We start from the raw sequence: 18144 nt of genomic DNA, 5'->3' as shown, positions 1-18144 counted from the left end.
GTGATGCTTTGCCATCCAATGCGAACCGGGGGGTGGCAGTAAGGAAGGAAGTATTTCAGGCGGAGACAGAACATGACGGGCCGGATCCGCAGGATGAAATTTTTAAGGAGTCGACATGCGTGCAGTGACCTATGAATTGGTTCATCAATCGAAGGATTGCGGCGCACGAGCCGGCATATTGCATACTCCTCACGGAGATATTCTGACACCGGTATTTATGCCGGTCGGCACCCAAGCGACGGTAAAGGCAATGACTACGCCGGAATTGAAAGCTATCGGTGCGCAGATTCTTTTATCCAACACGTACCATTTGTTCCTTCGCCCAGGAGAGGAGGTGGTGCAAAAGGCCGGTGGTTTGCATCGCTTTATGAATTGGGATGGTGCAATGTTGACCGATTCCGGCGGTTATCAGGTATTCAGTTTTGCTGATCGCAAAGCTATCACTGAAGAGGGCGTAACCTTTCAATCCCACCTCGATGGTTCGGCGAAGTTTATCTCACCAGAGGTTTCCATCGGAGTACAGGAGGCACTCGGCGCAGATATTATGATGGCGTTTGATGAATGCGTTCCGTATGGGGCAGATGAAGCGTATACCGAAGATTCTATGTATCGCACGTTGCGTTGGCTGGATCGTTGTATGGCAAGGAAAACACGCTCGGATCAGGCACTTTTTGGCATTGTGCAGGGTGGCTTCAGCGAACGCCTTCGCGAGTTATCTGCCAAGGAGACCACGGCAAGAGATTTGGATGGTTATGCCATTGGGGGAATCAGTGTCGGTGAACCGCATGAGGAGTTTTTACGGATTTTGCGTTTTACCGTACCCTTTTTGCCGGAAGAAAAGCCGCGTTATAACATGGGTATCGGTACACCGGATTATCTTTTTGAATCGGTTGAGGCCGGCATTGATATGTGCGATTGCGTTTTACCTACGCGCGTCGCGCGAAACGGACAGGCGCTCGTTCACGACGGTAAGCGGAATATGCGAAATGCACGCTATAAAGAAGATTTTTCGCCGTTGGATGCCGATTGTTCCTGTCCGACGTGTACGAATTATACGCGTGCCTATTTGCGTCATCTTGTCACAGCAGGAGAAATCGTCGGAGCGCATCTTCTCAGTCTCCATAATTTATATTTTCTCCTGCACATGATGCAGGAAATGCGTGAAGCGATTCTCTGTGATTCGTTCTTGGATTTCAAGGCGTCATTTTTACGTCGTTATTTAGGGCAGTAAAGCGGTTTTGTCTGCAGAGTTGCCTGTTATGGCAGTTTTGACCTGTGGTACAATAGAACAGATGTCAAGAATACTATGCGGCGTTGCCGCAAACGAAAAAGGAGCGAAAAATGCCTAATAATTTATATCCTTTTGCCATGTTGGCAGTAATGTTCGGTGCAATGTATTTTCTGATGATTCGTCCGCAGAAAAAACGCCAAGAAGAAATGGCAAAGGTGCGTGACAGTCTTAAAATTGGTGATACCGTCGTCACCATCGGCGGAATTCGCGGAAACGTAGTTGCGCTTACCGAGGATGCTTTTGAAATTGAAACCGGTCGAGACCATCATCGTATGGAGTTTTTGCGCAATGCACTTTCCTATGTTGTACAGCCTGTGGAAGGATACGAAAAGACGGAAGACAAACTGAACTGGGAAGGCGAAGAATCCGCAAATTCGGCCACAGAGGATAACGAGAATAACGAACCGCACGAGGCGGAATAATTGTCCTGTCGTAAGGAGCGGTCATGCGCTGGTTCATGAAAAACAATCGATCCGCTTTTGAAGAACTGGGGAAGAATACGACTCTGCCGTCGCTTACACGTCTTTTATTGGCAAATCGTGGCGTAGTCTCACAAGAGGCGGAATCTTTTTTGCATCCGCAAGCGAAAGATTTTTATGACCCTTTTTTGTTCTCTGAAATGGAAGTGGCGGTTTCCTATATTTGGGAAAGTCTTTCCTCGGATACGCCTATTCGTATTATCGGCGATTATGACCAGGATGGTGTGGCGGCTACTGCAATTTTGGTGAAAGGGCTTCGCTATCTTGCCGAGAAAGAAGGTAAAAACCCCTTAACGGCAGTCAGTTACGCTATACCCGATCGTATTGAAGATGGCTATGGCATCAATCCTTCGCTCGTTCAACAGGCGGACGAAGAAGGCGTTGGTCTTATTATTACGGTCGATAACGGCGTTGCGGCTTTTTCCGGTCTGGAAGAAGCCTTTTCGAGACAGATTCCGGTCATTGTGACCGATCATCACGAACCCGCTATTGTTGAGGGGAAAGCAAAACGTCCGATTTGTGAGGCGCTTATCAATCCCAAGTTTCCCGGCGAATCGTATCCGTTTCCTTCTCTTTGCGGTGCGGGGATTGCCTTAAAACTGATGCAGGCACTTGCGCAATATGCAGATATAGATCTTCCTATTTTTGAGGAGCTGCTTAGCTTCGCTGCTCTCGGTACGATTTGCGACATGATGGATCTTCAGGGGGAGAACCGCTTAATCGTTACGCTAGGATTAAAGGTTTTGAATCAAACGACAAATCCCGGCTTGCAAGCTCTTCTTACAGCCAATTCTTGGAATCGACCGGTCAATGCGTATACTGTCGGTTTTATTATCGGACCGTGCATCAATTCTTCCGGTCGCTTGTCTACAGCACGACTGGGCGTAGAACTTTTTTTAGAAAATGATCCGGAAACGGTGGACGCCTATGCGCGGGAATTATATGCGCTTAATGAAGAACGAAAGGCGATGACACGCGAGGGAGTGGACGAAGCGATTTCTGCTTTGGAGAAACGTCCATTACCAAAAGTGATTGTTGCCGTTTTGCCTGACGTGCACGAAAGTATTTGCGGTTTGATTGCCGGTCGCGTGAAGGATCGTTTCTCTCGTCCCACGCTCATCTTAACGCCTGCACAGGCGGATCAAGATCTGCTTAAAGGCTCCGGTCGAAGTATCGAAGCGTATGATATGTTTTCTTCATTGAATCGGCATCGCGACGAATATGTTGCTTTTGGTGGGCATCGCATGGCTTGTGGCATAACGATACAAGAAAAGAAAATAGATGCGCTTCGCGCACTTTGGAATAAGGAAGCCGCGTTTTCCGATGCGGATTGCGAGCCTTCTGTGGAGGTGGATGCAAAGTTGCCTTTTTCCGGTCTTCATGCGGATGCGATGCAGCAGATTTCTTCGCTTGAGCCGTTTGGAAAGGGAAATCCATCACCTATTTTTGCTGCTTTGGGCGTGAATGTTCTGCATTTACGTCTTGTGGGGAAAAATCGTAACGTCTTGCAGGCTCGAGTGGAATCACAGGGGGTAACCATGCAGGCTGTGGCATTTTCCGGAGAAGCCTTGCTGGAAAAACTGAAAAACACTTGTCCGTCCGATCAAAAGGCGGATCTTTCCGCTGCTCTTCGCGGACAGGATACCGGATTGCGCGTAGATATTCTTTATCGTCCGGAATGGAATGAATATAACGGACGAAAATCGATCCAGTTGAAATTAGCTGATATGCGCTTCAGTGCGCTATAATAGAATAATTCTATTCTGCTTGCCAATAAGAAAAATACTGCATGGAAGGGGAGGAAGACATGACGATTGACCAATTGATCAACGCAATAAAAGCTTATCATCCGTCTACCGATGAAGCGTTGATTCGTCGTGCCTACCACTTAGCGGAATCGGCGCACGAAGGACAAAAACGAAATTCCGGTGAGCCGTATATTATTCATCCTTTGCATGTTGCCATGATTCTTGCGGAGCTGCAAATGGACGATCAGACCATTTGTGCCGGTCTTCTGCACGATGTCTTAGAAGATACCCCAATTACCGAAGAGGATATGGTTCAGGAATTCGGATCGGAAATTACGAATCTCGTTGATGGGGTAACCAAGCTCAAACAACTGCAGTCCAAGTCCAAAGTGGATAACCAGGTGGAAAATTATCGCAAGATGGTGATGGCAATGGCAAACGACATTCGCGTCATCATCGTTAAGTTGGCGGATCGTTTGCATAATCTTCGCACGTTGGATTATAAAGATCGCGCGAAACAGATTGAAAAAGCCAAAGAAACCATTGAAATTTATGTACCGATTGCCCATCGTCTTGGTATCTCCACGATTAAGTCAGAGCTGGAGGATCTGTGCCTGAAATATCTCGATCCGGACGCCTATTTTGAGATTTCCGCACTGGTGCATAAGCGATTGGAGGAACGGCAGGAATATATTCGCCATATTATGGATCAGCTCAGTGAGGAACTGAACAATATAGGCATTCATTTTGAGATTTCCGGTCGACCAAAGACTCTCTATTCCATTTATAAAAAAATGTATCAGCAGAACAAGACGTTCGCTCAGATCTTTGATGTTTCCGCTATTCGCGTAATTGTCGATACCGTCAAGGATTGCTATTCCGTTTTGGGCGTTGTACACACGCTTTGGAAGCCGATTCCCAAGCGTTTTAAGGATTATATTGCCATGCCCAAACAGAATATGTACCAATCCTTGCATACGACGCTGATTGGTCCCGGCGGAGAAACCTTTGAAGTACAGATTCGTACTTTTGAAATGCACCAAACAGCGGAATTTGGTATTGCCGCCCATTGGCAGTATAAAGAAGGACGTCGTAAAAAGACGGCATTTGATAAAAAACTAACCTGGGTGCGTCAGCTGATGGAATGGCAAAAAACGGCTACCGATTCCGCAGAATACATGGAGACATTGAAGGGTGATTTCTTTTCCGATGAAGTCTATGTTTTTTCGCCGCGCGGCGACGTGGTAGAACTTACCCGCGGATCGACTCCGGTGGATTTTGCTTATCGCATTCATTCCGATATCGGTAATCGTTGTGTTGGGGCAAAGGTGGACGGCAGGTTGGTGCCCCTTGATCATGTTTTGGAAAACGGCAATATCGTCGAAGTACTTACGTCAAAAAACACAGCCGGTCCTTCACGCGATTGGCTTAAATTTGTAGCCAATCCTTCGACAAAACAAAAAATCCGTCAATTTTTCAAACACGCTAACCGTGAGGACAATATTGCTATCGGAAGGGATATGCTGGTTCAGGATTTGAAAAAAGATGGTTATCATGCGAACGAATTATTATCCGATGACCTTTTAGGAGCGATTATTTCTCGTACCAGTTATTCTTCTCCGGATGATCTTTACGCAGCCATCGGGTTCGGTTCGCAATCTTTAGCTGGCATAACCGGGCGTTTGAAAAATGCCTACGAAGAGAAAAAAAGTAAAGAAGAAGAGGAAAAGCGTCTTAACGAGCTGCAACATGCGGCGGAAAAAGCCGAGCCGCAAAAAGTCGAGCATCATGGACCCAAAATGGCGGATGAGGCGGTTCGCATTCGCGGAGAAGGGCTTTCCAATCTACAGATAAAGTTAGCTCAGTGCTGTTCGCCGGTTCCCGGAGACGATATCATCGGCTATATTACCATGGGGCGTGGAATTTCCGTGCATCGTTGCGACTGTGCCAACGTCGTCAATACCAAGCAGCCGGAACGTCTGATTCAGGTGGAATGGGCAAAAACCGAAAAAGCTAAATTTTACTCCACACTGCGTATTCTGGCTCGCAACCAAACGGGATATATGGCAAACATCGTGGAATTGATCAGTAAAATGGATATTAATATGTCCGGCTTGCAGGTACACACGGACAACGACAACATGGCGCATATTTTAATGACGATGGAAATTGACGATGCGGATGAGGTATATGAAGTCATGCGAAAGATTCGCGCCGTTCCCAATACGGTACGTGTTTTCCGCATGAACGGGTAGGAGGAAGAATGCAAGTTCGTACCGCTTTAGGCGCTTATTTCGCAGAAAACAGCTATTTGGTCAGTGATGAAACCACCAGTAACGCCATTCTGATTGATCCCGGCGCACCCATCGCGGTTTTTGACCGTTATATTCAAGATGAAAAGCTCAAGCTCACCGATATTCTTCTCACACATGGTCATATTGATCATCTTGCCGGAGCAGGATATTATCGACAAAAGTATCACGTGCCGATTTGGTTGCATAAAGAAGAAGCGGATGTCCTAAAGTACACGCTGGAACAGTATGCGGATATTTTAGGGAAGGAAGCGGAGAACATTGTGCCGGAACGCTGGTTTCGTGAGGGGGATAGCATTTCTTCGTTGTCCCTGTCCGTTTTAGAAACGCCGGGACATACCAAAGGAAGCGTCGTGTTTCGCTTAGGGAATGCGCTGTTCACCGGTGATACGCTTTTTTGCGGATCTATCGGAAGAATGGATCTCTATACCGGTGATGAGCGACAAATGCGAAATTCGCTGTTAAAATTGTTTGCGTTAAAAGACAATTTGAAAATATATCCGGGTCATGGGGAGACAACAACGCTTGATGAGGAAAGACGTTGGAATCCTTATGTACGTGAAATAGGGCAAACAGAATAAGAAGGAGAAGGTATGGAATCGCTTAACGGATTAAAACGCTCGCATCACTGCGGCGAGCTTCGTAAAGAAGACATCGGAAAAACCGTTGTTCTCATGGGCTGGGCGCAGAAGGTACGCGATTTGGGCGCGCTTGCTTTTATTGACCTGCGGGATCGTACCGGCCTTATACAGCTGACGTTTAATCAGGAGCAGGATGACGCTCTTTATGATAAAGCAAAGCGGGTACGCCCTGAATATGTTTTGGCGGCGGAAGGGCAGGTTATCGAACGTTCTGCCAAAAATCCGGATCTTGCCACTGGCGAGATTGAGGTGATGTGTACGTCTTTACGCATTTTAGATGTTGCAAAAACACCGCCGATTTACATTCGCGATGAGGATGATGTGAAAGAAGAGATGCGCCTAAAATATCGCTATTTGGATTTGCGTAAACCCAAGATGCAGGAAATGTTAACAAAGCGTGCACAGATTACGCGCGCTTTTCGTGAATTCCTCTACCATGAGGGATTTATCGAAGTGGAAACGCCGTATTTGGGCAAACCTACTCCGGAAGGTGCGCGCGATTATCTTGTTCCTTCGCGCGTTTCGGAAGGAAAATTCTACGCGTTACCACAAAGTCCACAGCTCTATAAACAGCTTCTTATGATTGGTGGGACAGATCGCTATTATCAGGTTGCTCGTTGCTTCCGCGACGAAGATCTTCGCGCGAATCGTCAGCCGGATTTTACACAGGTAGACATTGAGATGTCGTTTGTCACCATGGAAGATGTTTTAGATATCAATGAACGCTTGATGGCTTCGGTTTTCCATGAGATTTTAGGCATTGATCTGCCGAGACCCTTCCGTCGTATTCGCTACCAAGAAGCCATGAATCGCTTTGGAACGGATAAGCCGGATCTTCGCTATGGTTTTGAAATTGTTCGTCTGGACGGCATAGAAGAGACCACGGATTTTGCACTTTTCCATCAGGCTAAAGCAGAAAGCTTACTGATTGCCGGAATTAACTTTGATGGTCAGGCGGAGAGCTATACACGCAAGAAATTAGATGCGCTAACGACTTTCGCAAAGGGAATCGGTGCGAACGGAATGCTATGGGTAAAAAAGACCGCCGAGGGAATACAATCCAGCTTCAACAAATTCCTAACGGAAGAAACCAAGCAGTTCCTTGAGGCGCGCTTTTCCCTCAACGAGGGCGATGTCGCTGTTATTCTCATCGGTTCGGAAATGAAAACGCTGGAACGTCTCGGAACGCTTCGCACAACTGTGGCTAATGAACAGTTAACGTTTGATCCAAATGATTTTGCGCTGTGTTGGGTGGTCGATTTTCCGATGTTTGAATACGATGAAGAAGAACAGCGTTATGTGGCAAAACATCATCCGTTTACCAAGCCTCTTGAAGAGGATTTGCCGTTGTTGGATACGGATCCGCTTCGTGTACGCGCACAGGCATACGACATTGTTATCAATGGGGATGAGCGCGGAGGCGGATCGATTCGTATCAATAACGCCGACTTACAGGATAAAATATTCCGACTTCTTAAATTAAGTGAAGAAGAGATTGCTTCTCGTTTCGGCTTCTTTGTCGATGCCTTAAAGTACGGAACGCCTCCGCATGGCGGCATTGCCTACGGCTTGGATCGTTTTGTGATGATGATGATCAATCGCAGCAATATTCGTGATGTAATTGCTTTTCCCAAAACGCAGACGGCACAGGATTTGATGATGGATGCCCCAACGGTTATCTCTACGAAGCAATACGAGGAGTTGCATATTGCTCCTCGAAACGAATAGGGGAAAGTTTTTCGTAACGAATAGTAGGATTACAGTTCACAGAAAGGAAAGGCATGAAAAATCGGGCAGTGGTGACAAAATGCGAAGGTAGACAATGTGAAATCATGGTGTTGCGTGCCGAAGCGTGCGGATCGTGTCATGCTTGCAATGCCTGTCATGCCGAGCCGAGTTACTACCGAGTAGAAAATACGCTGCATGTCGAAGAAGGAGACTGGATCATGGTGGAGATGGAGGATAAACAGTTTTTCCGCCGCGTTGGTCTTGTGTATGTTTTACCGCTGCTATTTTTTCTCGGTGGTCTTTTGCTGAGCCTTTTTGTGCAACAGCGTCTGGGCAAGGTAAACGAGCTTCTCGGTGTGCTGGTCGGTTTTCTTGGCTTAGCGCTCTATTCTGTAGTCATTCGTCCTCTCGATAAAAAAGAACGAAGTGTTTCGGCGATGCACATGGTCTACCGCACGAGTCCGCTGGATCGCGTGAATGATTGCTGTACGAAAAAACAATCGGGAATGGAGGCATAATGCGACCCATTGTATCCATCGTTGGACGTCCGAATGTCGGAAAATCAACGCTATTTAATAAACTGGTCGGTCAGCGTGCCGCCATTACGGAGGACACCCCCGGTGTTACACGCGATCGTTTGTATCGTGAAGTAGAGTGGCAAAATCGCTATTTTTTGCTGATGGACACTGGCGGTCTTGAGGTGGATTCGGATGATATTATGGCGGCACAGATTGCCTATCAGGTGGATCTGGCTTTAGCGGATTGTCAGTTGGTGCTGTTTCTCGTAGACGGAAGATGTGGCGTAACGGCCATGGACCGTATGGTAGCGGAAAAAATCCGTCGGAGCGGTAAAACTTGTCTTGTGGTAGTAAACAAAATTGATACGCACGATACGCCTCATGAAGTCTATGAATTTTATGAGCTTGGTTTTCCGGAACTTTTCATTATTTCGGCGGAGCAGCAATACGGTTTAGGGGATTTATTGGATGCTGTTTTTGCGCATTTGCCGGAAGGCGCTGAGACGGAAGAGCAAGATGATTCGCTGAAAATTGCTTTGATTGGTAAGCCAAATGTGGGGAAAAGTTCTATGGTGAATTCCCTCTTAGGGGAAGAACGCATGATCGTCACGAATATCCCCGGAACCACACGCGATGCGATTGATTCGTTCTATGAACGAGAGGGCAAAAAATACACCTTAATTGATACGGCCGGACTTCGCCGTCAGCGCGCTGTCGATTCGCGTATAGAAAAATATTCCGTTTTACGAACGTTATCGTCTGTAGATAGGGCAGATCTTTGTCTTTTTTTGATTGACGCAAAAGAAGGCCCCAGTGAGCAGGATGCCAAGATAGCCGGATATGCGCATGATCAGCGAAAGGCATCGATTATTGTGCTGAACAAATGGGATTTGGTAGAGAAGGAGACGAATACGTTACGCAATATGGAGGAGCGTATTCGTCAAGTACTGCCCTTCAATTCGTACGCGCCGATTCTTTCCGTATCCGTTAAGACAAGGCAGCGTATGGATCGCCTTTTTTTTCTTATCGACGCAGTGGATGAACACTATAGTTTTCGTATTTCCACCGGTGTACTTAACGATTTGGTGCGGGATGCAGTAGTGATGAATCCGCCGCCGACAGACAAGGGAAAGCGATTAAAAATCTTCTATGCATCACAGGTGGCAACACGTCCGCCGAAGTTCCTGTTCTACGTGAATGATGCCGAATTAATGCACTTTTCCTATTTGCGTTATTTAGAGAATCAGTTGCGCAAGAATTTTGATTTTACCGGTGTAGCACTGCAACTTGAAGTACGTGAACGAAAGGAGTAACGATGCAGTTGCTAGTCGTTCTTCTTTTGAGTTTTTTTCTTGGCGGCTTGCCCACCGGCTATGTATTGGGAAAGACGCTTGCCCATACGGATATTCGCCAACGCGGAAGCGGGAATATCGGATCTACGAATGTGCTGCGCACGCTTGGCGTGAAAGTTGGTCTCTTGACGTTTGCAGGTGACTTTGGAAAAGGAGCACTTTGTGTGTTTCTGGCGCATCTGCTGCTACCTAATGATCCCTTAGCGACTGCTTTTGCGCTTTTTTTCTCGGTTTTCGGACACTGCTATTCACCTTTTTTGCATTTTACGGGTGGAAAAGGAGTTGCCACAATTTGCGGAGCGATGATGATGGTGAATGCGCCATTAACGATTGTCTGGTTGGGCGTATTTTTCCTTATTGTGTTTTCCACGCGCCTTGTTTCCCTTGGCTCCATACTTTCCGTCAGTGGAGCGGCGCTATATACATTCGTCTTTACTGCGCATCCTTTGGTGATTCGTTTTGCTCTGGTGCTTTGCGCCGTCGTTTGTGTTTACCGTCATAAAGAGAACATCGAGCGTTTGCGTAGAGGGACGGAACCACGTTTAGGAGGTTCTCATGTCGGGTAAATCGCCACAAAAAGAAAAGCGATTTTTAACGATCGGAAAAGGGATTTTCCTATTGCTTGTGGTTGGTCTTGCTGTCTTTTTTTTGCGTCGGTTGATTCATCCGAAAACCTTCACTCTCGTGCAAACTGAGCGCGTGGAATTCGTTCGGGAAGGAAGAGGCGCTTTTGTCTTTTATGAGTATGCACCGGATGTGTTTCAACAGGTGGATTGGTCAAAAGAAGACATTCGGTCCGTAAATACCGACATTCGTTATCGAGTAAATACGCCTGTATTAAAAATTGACGAATCCCTTCGTAGGCGTCTGGAATCGGCGGTGACTCGTGTTGCCGGAAAAACAGAAGAAGAATATCTCCAAAAAATGTTGAAGGAAAATGCTGTTCTTACCCCCTTTTCCAGCATGGTTTATCCGTTTTCCGACGGCTATGAATCGCTTTTTACGCCGGAATCTCTACATTTTCTTTCGCCAGGCGATATCGGTACAGAGAATCTTTCGCATCAGGAGTATTCGGGATTAAAATTTGTGGATAATCGTTTGTTTTATCTCGCCCTCGATTTGCCGCAGTCCGTTTTGCCGCTCGATGTGACCTTGCATGAAGAGTACACGCTGAAAACGGATAAGGAGGTAACGCTCCATGGCGAACTGATTCGTAGAAGCGACGATCCACTGGGAAGAAGTCTATTAATTTTTGCTCTTCGCGACGGCTTTTTGCGCATACGGGGAGAGAGGTTTTCTTCCATCCGTTTGTTGCTTTCGGAAGCGGATTGTTATCGCATTCCTTCCTCTGCCGTTTTTCGTGAAGGCGTAGAAACATTTTGTTATGTCCTTGATAAGAATCACGTTGCCCAAAAGATACCGGTTCGCTTAATGGATAACGCTGAAGAAAGCGACGAACTTTTGGTTTTTGGAGGCGATGAAGAAAAGGAGAAGGGGGCGCTTCATCGATTTGATCGCGTCATTCTGCGTCCGCAAGAAGTAAAGGAAGGGGGATTATACCGATGGGACTAATAGAGAACGGACAAGACATTCGTTCGCGTATTAATCGTGCCGCTCTACGTTTTGGCCATCGACCAGAGGAGATTACGCTCATCGCCGTTACTAAAACGGTAGAAGAAGAACGTATACGGGAAGCTGTTTCCTTAGGATTTGTTGATGTAGGAGAAAACCGCGTCCAAGAAATGATTCGTAAACAGGATGCCTTTTCCGGCGCTCGTCTGCACATGATAGGTCAGTTACAGAAAAACAAAGTTCGTCTGCTGCCGCCCAATGTCGTACTTGTTCAAAGTGTTGACCGCATATCCCTTCTTCAGGAAATGGAACGCATCGGCATTCGCGATCATCGCTTTTTTGATGCGCTCATCGAGGTGAATATCGCAGGAGAGACGCAAAAAGGGGGGTGTCCTGCAGAGGAAGTATACTCTTTATTGGAAGCAGCAGAGAACATGAAGCAGGTGCGTTTTCGCGGACTTATGACGGTGGCTCCGGCTGTAAATAATCCGGACGATGTGCGTCCTGTATTCAAAAAGATGCGCACTTTGTTCGAAAAGTGCCGTTCCTTCGGTTATAATAGGAATCAGATAGATATATTGTCGATGGGAATGTCCAACGATTTTGAGGTAGCATTAGAAGAAGGGGCGACGATGGTGCGCATCGGAACCGCATTATTCGGAAAGCGAAGTTGACGAGGAGGATAGAATGGGCTTTTTTGAAAAAATGAAAAACATGATTGGTATTGAGGATCAATATGAGGACGAGGATTATAACGACGAATACGATTATGCGGATCGTGGATCCTACGACAATGCGTATGAAGCTCGTTCGGAACAGGAAAAAGCATCAAGCTTTTCTTCTGACTATGCATCTGCAGGGTACGAAGAATCGTCGTCTACCGCTTCCCGTCTGGGAAAGGTGATTGATATGACCTCCGGTTCTTCGCGTATGCGCATTAGCATTCAGGAGCCGTTAGAATATGACGATGGTCCGAAGGTGTTGGACAATATTGCTCAAGCGCGTACAGTAGTCCTTAATTTGGAAATGTTGGAAGTGGATAAAAAACGTCAGATTTTCGATTTTGTCAGCGGCGGTGTTTACGCCCTTAACGGAGATATTCAGAAGGTGACCAAAGATATTTACGTCATCGTTCCTAAGGGAGTTGATGTCGATGCGGCAGTAAAACAGTCGGTAACCGACCAGTCGATGTATCAACTGTAAGAATGACGCTCCCTCGGATTTCCGGGGGAGTTTTTTTTGAGAATGGGAGCATTATGATAACGGGAATTGGCATTGCGTTGATTTGGATTATCGCGGATCAGGTGACTAAGGCTTGGGCATCCTCCGCATTACAGGAAACCGCTTCAATAAATGTTTTGGGGCATTGGCTGCGTTTTACGTATGTGCAAAATGAAGGAGCGGCTTTCGGCATTCTATCGGGACAAAAGTGGTTTTTTATTTTGCTCAGTATCGCCGCTCTCGTTTTTCTTTTGCTCATGCTTAAACGCTATCAACGAGTACATTTTTTCTATACCGTTTCGATGGGACTAATCATCGGTGGAGCAGTGGGTAATCTCATCGATCGTGTTCGTTTTGGCTCGGTGGTTGATTTTATTCAGGTGGATTTTATCGAGGCAATCCATTTTCCCGTTTTTAATGTAGCGGATATTGGTGTTACTGTCGGCGTTTTTACCCTTGGTGTGCTTTTGCTGCTTTTACCGGAACAGGCTTGGCGGAAATAACGATGAGCGTACACATTGGAAATGACTGGGATTCTCTTTTAGCTGCGGAGTGGACAAAACCTTATTATCAAACGCTTCGTCGATTGTTGCTTTCCGAATATCAGCAATTTACCGTATATCCACCGGCAGAGGATATTTTTTCCGCTCTGCGCTTTGTCTCATATGAAAGCTGTCGTGTCGTCATCTTAGGGCAGGATCCGTATCACGAGCCGCGTCAGGCAAACGGACTTGCTTTTTCGGTACATGGGGGCGTTCCTATTCCGCCTTCTTTACGCAATATTTATCAGGAATTGGATAACGACCTTGGAATCGCTCCGGTCCATCATGGCGATTTGACGACGTGGGCAAAACGCGGCGTGTTACTGCTCAATGCTACGCTAACGGTGCGTGCGCATCAAGCAAACTCTCATGAGAGAATCGGCTGGCAAGTGCTGACTGATCGGATTATCGCTTTACTGGGACAGCGTGAAAAGCCGCTGGCTTTTGTTCTATGGGGACGTTATGCGCAATCCAAACGTGCTTTTATCACGAATCCGAGACATCTTATCATTGAGTCTCCACATCCTTCTCCACTTTCCGCCCATCGCGGTTTTTTCGGTTCTTGCCCGTTCTCTCGAATCAATCGCTTTTATGAAGAACAGGGTGAAGAACCCATTGACTGGCATCTGCCGGCGTCTGCGGAGGTTTGGTCGTGACAGAATATTTGCACTTTCTCATCGAAGAGGAAGACGACATACAGGACATACGATTAGATGCCGCTGTTCACGCGCTTTGGAGCGGCGCGTCCCGCACGAAGATTGCCAAAGCGATTGTATCGGGTTATATTTTAGTAAACGACAAGAAGGAAAAACCACGTACTATCGTTCACATTGGCGATGCCATTCGTATCGATCCGTCTTTTTTTTGCATTCCACCCATTTTACCAGAGGAGATAGATCTTCCGGTTCTCTATGAGGACGAAGACCTTTGGATTATCAATAAGCCGGCAGGTCTCATTACGCATCCGACGGCAAGTGTTCGTACAGGTACTGTCGTAAATGCTCTGCTTGCTTCCGGACGTTCGTACTCTACTCTTTTAGGAGAAGAACGACCTGGCATAGTCCACCGACTGGATGCGCAGACTTCCGGTACGCTTTTGCTGGCAAAAACCGATCGCGCGGCTTTAGCGTTACAGGAGCTTTTTCGCACCCATGACATTCGAAAACACTATACGGCGATTGTGGAAGGAGCTTGGAAAACGGATGGACAGGCGGTAGACGAACCAATCGGACGTCATCCGACCAACCCGCAGAAGCAAGCTGTCGTATTGGATGGTCGTGAGGCGCACAGTCTATTTGTTACGCAGAAGGTGAAAGACGAAGCCAGTCTTATGGAGGTGCGAATTATGACTGGAAGGACGCATCAAATACGTGTCCATGCCGCCTTTTGTCATCATCCCGTCGTAGGGGATACGCTTTATGGGTATCGTCATCAGCGCCATCGTTTTTCGCATCACCTTTTACATGCCCGTACCCTTTCTTTTCTTCATCCTTTTTCGCATGAAAAGATTTGTGTAACCGCACCGTTTGATGCGGAATTTCAACGCGCTTTTGCGGTATTTGGTTTTACGGAACCATCGGCAGACCTTTCTGACATGCAGTAGAGGAAATGTGAAACACCTTGAGATTCTCCTTTTTGTACACTGGAAAAAAGGAGGTCGGCATGTTTGCACGAACAACGTCTTGTCATTTTGAAGGGCTTGCTACGGAAGTAGTAAGCGTAGAAGCCGAAATTCTTAAAGGCTTTTCGCAATTTACGATTGTTGGCTTGGCGGGAACATCCATTCAGGAAGCCAAAGAGCGCATTCGTTCGGCAATTTATTCTATGGGTGTTCGTCTTCCGCTGGGGCGTATTGTAATCAATCTTTATCCCGGAGACGTCCATAAAGCGGGCACGCAATGGGATCTTCCCATGGCGATTACTCTCCTCTCGGCGATGGGGCGCATTTCCTCTTCGGCTATTTCTTCCGTCGCTTTTCTCGGAGAACTTTCTTTAGATGGTCGTCTGCGCAGCGTTCCGGGTGCGCTTGCTATGGTATTGGCATTAAAACAAAGCGGAAAAACAACAATATATTTGCCAGTCGAAAACGCAAAGGACTGCAGTAGGGTGGAAGGGGTCATTTTGTATCCTGTTCATCATCTTCGTCAAGTAGAAGCCTTGCTACAGAAGAAAACGCATTTACAACCAATTCAAGGCGAAAAAAGAGACGATATGGACGCCCATGAACCGAATTTTTCCATGGATTTTGGCGACTTGCGCGGTCAAGAACCGCTTAAAAGATTGATGGAAATTGCCGTTGCCGGTCGCCACTCCTTGCTTTTGGTGGGTCCTCCCGGAGTGGGGAAGACCATGGCGATGTCGCGCCTTCCCAGTATTCTTCCCCGTCTTTGTCATGAGGAAGAGATCGAAGTGCTTCGCATGCAATCTATGAGTGGACAATCTTTTCTCCGTAATCCGTTTCCTCCCTTTCGCATGCCGCATCATACCATTACACGCGCAGCGTTTCTGGGCGGCGGAAATCCGCCTGTTCCCGGTGAAATATCACTCGCGCATAAAGGAATCTTATTTCTGGATGAAATGCCGCAATTTTCACGAGAATTGATTAACGGGCTGCGCATTCCGATGGAAGAAAAACGTATTCGGATTCATCGAACAAGGCGATGCCTTGAAGCCCCTTCTGATTTTCAGTTGATGGCTACCGCCAATTCCTGCCCTTGTGGTTATTTCGGTGATCCCGATCACCCTTGCACATGCAGTGCAACCGAAATTCGTCGTTATCGTTCGCGTCTCCCCGGACCGCTTTTGGACCGCATAGATATGATTTATCGCGTTACGCTCCCTTCCGTAGAAGACCAGATGGAACAAACTGTAAATAGTAGAGAAGACGACTATAATAATTCCATTTTGGACAGCCGAACCATGCGACAACATATTGCCTTGGCACGAAAGCGGCAGATCAATCGCTACAAAAACGAGAAGTATACCGTAAATGCACAGTTCAGTAATCAACAAGATATTTCTCTTCTTCATCCAACGAAAAAAGCCTTGTCTCTTTTGGAGATCCTATGTCAACACGATCATGTTTCACTTCGCGTTCGCCGTCGTTTGTTGCTTGTTGCTCGAACGATTGCCGATTTGGATGGGAAAGAGGAAGTAGATGAAGGTGCTGTTGGGGAAGCCTTTCAATATCGACGCACGGACGAAGGGTGGGGGAACACGGTTTCTGTATGAACATACGTTCATGATGTAATTCCATTCAATTTTCCGCATTAGAATTGTATCGCCTTCGGCGGACTGGTATAATTACAGCATCAATACTTGAGGAGGGTTTATGCTTTCAGCAAATGATTTACGAAAAGGAACGACGTTTGTTTACGATAACGATGTGTATGAAATTATTGATTTCCAGCACGTCAAACCCGGTAAAGGAGCAGCGTTTGTTCGCGCCAAAATCCGTTCGGTCATGAGCGGCGGTTCTAAGGACGTCACCTTCAATCCAAATGACAAATTTGAAGAAGCGCGCATTGAGACGAAAGAAATGCAGTATCTCTACTCTGACGGAGCATTGTACTACTTCATGGATCCGGAATCCTATGAACAGTTTGCTCTTGAGGGAGATGTTGCGTCTGACGCAATGAAATATATCCGCGAAAGCGACACGGCCATTATGAAGTTTTATCAGGGGAAGGCGTTCAGCGTTCAGGCACAGAACTTTGTGGAATTGGAAGTGACTCAGACGGAACCGGGCGTTCGCGGAGACACGGCATCCAATACGACGAAACCGGCTACCGTGGAAACGGGCGCGGCTATTAACGTTCCGCTGTTTGTCAATATCGGCGATAAGATTAAGATCGACACCCGCACGGGCGATTATCTTTCCCGCGTATAATATGAGACGGCAAGAACAGCGTGAGTGGCTTGTGCGTCTCGTTTATGCGCAAGACATGAACAGCGAAGATGAATTTGATCCGAAACGGTTGTTACGGGAGCAGGATCTGCCGGAGGAGAATGCATATATGCAGGATTCTTTACGACTACTCCATGCCCATCAGGAAAAAGTGGATGAAGTGATTGAATCCTACCTTCATGATTGGACAACAGAACGGCTGCATACCATTGATCGTGCCGTTTTGCGCGTAGCTGTGAATGAAATTCTCTTTACCGATTTTGCGCCTACGGTAGTGACGATTCATGAAAGCGTGGGTATTGCCAAACGTTATTCGGATGCAGAAGCGTACAAATTCATTAATGGTGTACTTTCATCTTTATTGAAGGATATGGTCGAAGGTCATTTATCGGAACGTTTCGCCATTACTGTAGACCCCAAAAAGATTCCGGAAACGTTACACACGGATAATGAGCAATGAAACCGCTTCGCATTTCCGAATTGGTGCGCTATTTTGAGCGTGTTGTGCGCGATGATCCCATCCTAAAGCGTGTTCAGGTGGAAGGGGAAGTGGCGAATCTATCGCGGAATCGCTATACCTATTTCGACCTGAAAGATGAAAAGGCACTGGTTCATTGTGTTGATTTTGATGGGATAGTACCGCAGACCATACAAAACGGGGCGCAAATAACGCTTTTCGCCAACGCGATGGTCTACGAAAAGCAGGGGAAATTTGAACTACGAGCCATCGCTCTCGAACAGAAGGGTCGAGGACAGATTCTTCTGGAACGAGAAAAACGCAAACAAAAACTGGAAGCGGAAGGCTTCTTTCGATCGGAGCGCAAACGTCCTCT

At 46.8% G+C, this 18144-nt stretch carries 19 protein-coding genes; all 19 read left to right on the top strand.

The window, feature by feature from the left end; translation table 11 throughout:
• Positions 1-115 precede the first annotated feature (115 nt).
• Entirely contained in the window at positions 116-1231 is a 1116-nt protein-coding gene (tgt, locus tag RDL68_RS03995; RefSeq protein WP_308540388.1) for a tRNA guanosine(34) transglycosylase Tgt, read from the top strand.
• Between the two features lie 110 nt (positions 1232-1341).
• A complete protein-coding gene (gene yajC / locus RDL68_RS03990; protein ID WP_308540387.1) occupies positions 1342-1713 on the top strand; it encodes a preprotein translocase subunit YajC in 372 nt (123 codons plus the stop codon).
• 23 nt (positions 1714-1736) lie between these two features.
• Positions 1737-3518, top strand: coding sequence for a single-stranded-DNA-specific exonuclease RecJ (recJ, locus tag RDL68_RS03985; protein WP_308540386.1), 1782 nt, complete (start codon positions 1737-1739; stop codon positions 3516-3518).
• Between the two features lie 41 nt (positions 3519-3559).
• Complete coding sequence (locus tag RDL68_RS03980) at positions 3560-5773, top strand: bifunctional (p)ppGpp synthetase/guanosine-3',5'-bis(diphosphate) 3'-pyrophosphohydrolase (protein ID WP_308540385.1); 2214 nt, start codon at positions 3560-3562, stop codon at positions 5771-5773.
• Positions 5774-5781: 8 nt separating this feature from the next.
• A complete protein-coding gene (locus tag RDL68_RS03975; RefSeq protein WP_308540384.1) occupies positions 5782-6411 on the top strand; it encodes an MBL fold metallo-hydrolase in 630 nt (209 codons plus the stop codon).
• Between the two features lie 12 nt (positions 6412-6423).
• A complete protein-coding gene (gene aspS / locus RDL68_RS03970; RefSeq protein WP_308540383.1) occupies positions 6424-8199 on the top strand; it encodes an aspartate--tRNA ligase in 1776 nt (591 codons plus the stop codon).
• Between the two features lie 53 nt (positions 8200-8252).
• The gene (locus tag RDL68_RS03965; protein ID WP_308540382.1) at positions 8253-8717 is read left to right on the top strand and encodes a SoxR reducing system RseC family protein; all 465 of its coding nucleotides are present in this window, start codon (positions 8253-8255) and stop codon (positions 8715-8717) included.
• Positions 8714-10030, top strand: a complete 1317-nt coding sequence (gene der, locus RDL68_RS03960; RefSeq protein ID WP_308540389.1) for a ribosome biogenesis GTPase Der — start codon at positions 8714-8716, stop codon at positions 10028-10030. The genes RDL68_RS03965 and der overlap by 4 nt, the downstream gene beginning before the upstream one ends.
• A gap of 2 nt (positions 10031-10032) precedes the next feature.
• Positions 10033-10635: a glycerol-3-phosphate 1-O-acyltransferase PlsY gene (gene plsY / locus RDL68_RS03955; RefSeq protein ID WP_308540381.1), complete on the top strand. Its 603-nt coding sequence runs from the start codon at positions 10033-10035 to the stop codon at positions 10633-10635.
• Positions 10625-11641 carry an HlyD family efflux transporter periplasmic adaptor subunit gene (locus RDL68_RS03950; RefSeq protein ID WP_308540380.1) on the top strand — a complete coding sequence of 339 codons (1017 nt, stop codon included), beginning with the start codon at positions 10625-10627 and terminating at the stop codon, positions 11639-11641. The genes plsY and RDL68_RS03950 overlap by 11 nt, the downstream gene beginning before the upstream one ends.
• A complete protein-coding gene (locus tag RDL68_RS03945; protein WP_308540379.1) occupies positions 11632-12315 on the top strand; it encodes a YggS family pyridoxal phosphate-dependent enzyme in 684 nt (227 codons plus the stop codon). The genes RDL68_RS03950 and RDL68_RS03945 overlap by 10 nt, the downstream gene beginning before the upstream one ends.
• 13 nt (positions 12316-12328) lie before the next feature.
• Positions 12329-12844: a cell division protein SepF gene (locus RDL68_RS03940; protein WP_308540378.1), complete on the top strand. Its 516-nt coding sequence runs from the start codon at positions 12329-12331 to the stop codon at positions 12842-12844.
• 53 nt (positions 12845-12897) lie between these two features.
• Positions 12898-13365 carry a signal peptidase II gene (lspA, locus tag RDL68_RS03935; RefSeq protein WP_308540377.1) on the top strand — a complete coding sequence of 156 codons (468 nt, stop codon included), beginning with the start codon at positions 12898-12900 and terminating at the stop codon, positions 13363-13365.
• A 2-nt stretch (positions 13366-13367) separates the two neighbouring features.
• Positions 13368-14060 (top strand): uracil-DNA glycosylase, encoded by a 693-nt coding sequence (locus tag RDL68_RS03930; protein WP_308540375.1) that lies wholly within the window; start codon positions 13368-13370, stop codon positions 14058-14060.
• Positions 14057-15007, top strand: coding sequence for an RluA family pseudouridine synthase (locus RDL68_RS03925; RefSeq protein ID WP_308540373.1), 951 nt, complete (start codon positions 14057-14059; stop codon positions 15005-15007). Before RDL68_RS03930 ends, RDL68_RS03925 begins: the two co-directional genes overlap by 4 nt.
• 59 nt (positions 15008-15066) lie before the next feature.
• Positions 15067-16635: a YifB family Mg chelatase-like AAA ATPase gene (locus tag RDL68_RS03920; RefSeq protein ID WP_308540372.1), complete on the top strand. Its 1569-nt coding sequence runs from the start codon at positions 15067-15069 to the stop codon at positions 16633-16635.
• A gap of 100 nt (positions 16636-16735) precedes the next feature.
• On the top strand, positions 16736-17293 hold the full coding sequence (gene efp, locus RDL68_RS03915; protein WP_308540371.1) for an elongation factor P: 558 nt from the start codon (positions 16736-16738) through the stop codon (positions 17291-17293).
• A 1-nt stretch (position 17294) separates the two neighbouring features.
• Positions 17295-17771 carry a transcription antitermination factor NusB gene (gene nusB / locus RDL68_RS03910; protein ID WP_308540370.1) on the top strand — a complete coding sequence of 159 codons (477 nt, stop codon included), beginning with the start codon at positions 17295-17297 and terminating at the stop codon, positions 17769-17771.
• Positions 17768-18144: exodeoxyribonuclease VII large subunit (locus RDL68_RS03905; protein WP_308540369.1), on the top strand; the 377-nt coding region annotated here is incomplete at its 3' end. The genes nusB and RDL68_RS03905, both read left to right, overlap by 4 nt.

Origin of the sequence: uncultured Murdochiella sp., assembly GCF_902488755.1 — a bacterium.
Lineage (GTDB): Bacteria > Bacillota > Clostridia > Tissierellales > Peptoniphilaceae > Murdochiella.
The sequence above is the reverse complement of the archived record's forward strand: the minus strand, read 5'-3'. Positions and strand labels throughout refer to the sequence as shown.

Excerpts from the sequence above, each read along its gene's own strand:
- RDL68_RS03940 (WP_308540378.1), top strand. The coding sequence starts at position 12,329 with ATGGGCTTTTTTGAAAAAATGAAAAACATGATTGGTATTGAGGATCAA.
- RDL68_RS03945 (WP_308540379.1), top strand. The coding sequence starts at position 11,632 with ATGGGACTAATAGAGAACGGACAAGACATTCGTTCGCGTATTAATCGT.
- lspA (WP_308540377.1), top strand. The coding sequence starts at position 12,898 with ATGATAACGGGAATTGGCATTGCGTTGATTTGGATTATCGCGGATCAG.
- tgt (WP_308540388.1), top strand. The coding sequence starts at position 116 with ATGCGTGCAGTGACCTATGAATTGGTTCATCAATCGAAGGATTGCGGC.
- efp (WP_308540371.1), top strand. The coding sequence starts at position 16,736 with ATGCTTTCAGCAAATGATTTACGAAAAGGAACGACGTTTGTTTACGAT.
- nusB (WP_308540370.1), top strand. The coding sequence starts at position 17,295 with ATGAGACGGCAAGAACAGCGTGAGTGGCTTGTGCGTCTCGTTTATGCG.
- RDL68_RS03975 (WP_308540384.1), top strand. The coding sequence starts at position 5,782 with ATGCAAGTTCGTACCGCTTTAGGCGCTTATTTCGCAGAAAACAGCTAT.
- aspS (WP_308540383.1), top strand. The coding sequence starts at position 6,424 with ATGGAATCGCTTAACGGATTAAAACGCTCGCATCACTGCGGCGAGCTT.
- RDL68_RS03950 (WP_308540380.1), top strand. The coding sequence starts at position 10,625 with ATGTCGGGTAAATCGCCACAAAAAGAAAAGCGATTTTTAACGATCGGA.
- yajC (WP_308540387.1), top strand. The coding sequence starts at position 1,342 with ATGCCTAATAATTTATATCCTTTTGCCATGTTGGCAGTAATGTTCGGT.
- RDL68_RS03920 (WP_308540372.1), top strand. The coding sequence starts at position 15,067 with ATGTTTGCACGAACAACGTCTTGTCATTTTGAAGGGCTTGCTACGGAA.
- plsY (WP_308540381.1), top strand. The coding sequence starts at position 10,033 with ATGCAGTTGCTAGTCGTTCTTCTTTTGAGTTTTTTTCTTGGCGGCTTG.
- RDL68_RS03965 (WP_308540382.1), top strand. The coding sequence starts at position 8,253 with ATGAAAAATCGGGCAGTGGTGACAAAATGCGAAGGTAGACAATGTGAA.
- recJ (WP_308540386.1), top strand. The coding sequence starts at position 1,737 with ATGCGCTGGTTCATGAAAAACAATCGATCCGCTTTTGAAGAACTGGGG.
- RDL68_RS03930 (WP_308540375.1), top strand. The coding sequence starts at position 13,368 with ATGAGCGTACACATTGGAAATGACTGGGATTCTCTTTTAGCTGCGGAG.
- RDL68_RS03980 (WP_308540385.1), top strand. The coding sequence starts at position 3,560 with ATGGAAGGGGAGGAAGACATGACGATTGACCAATTGATCAACGCAATA.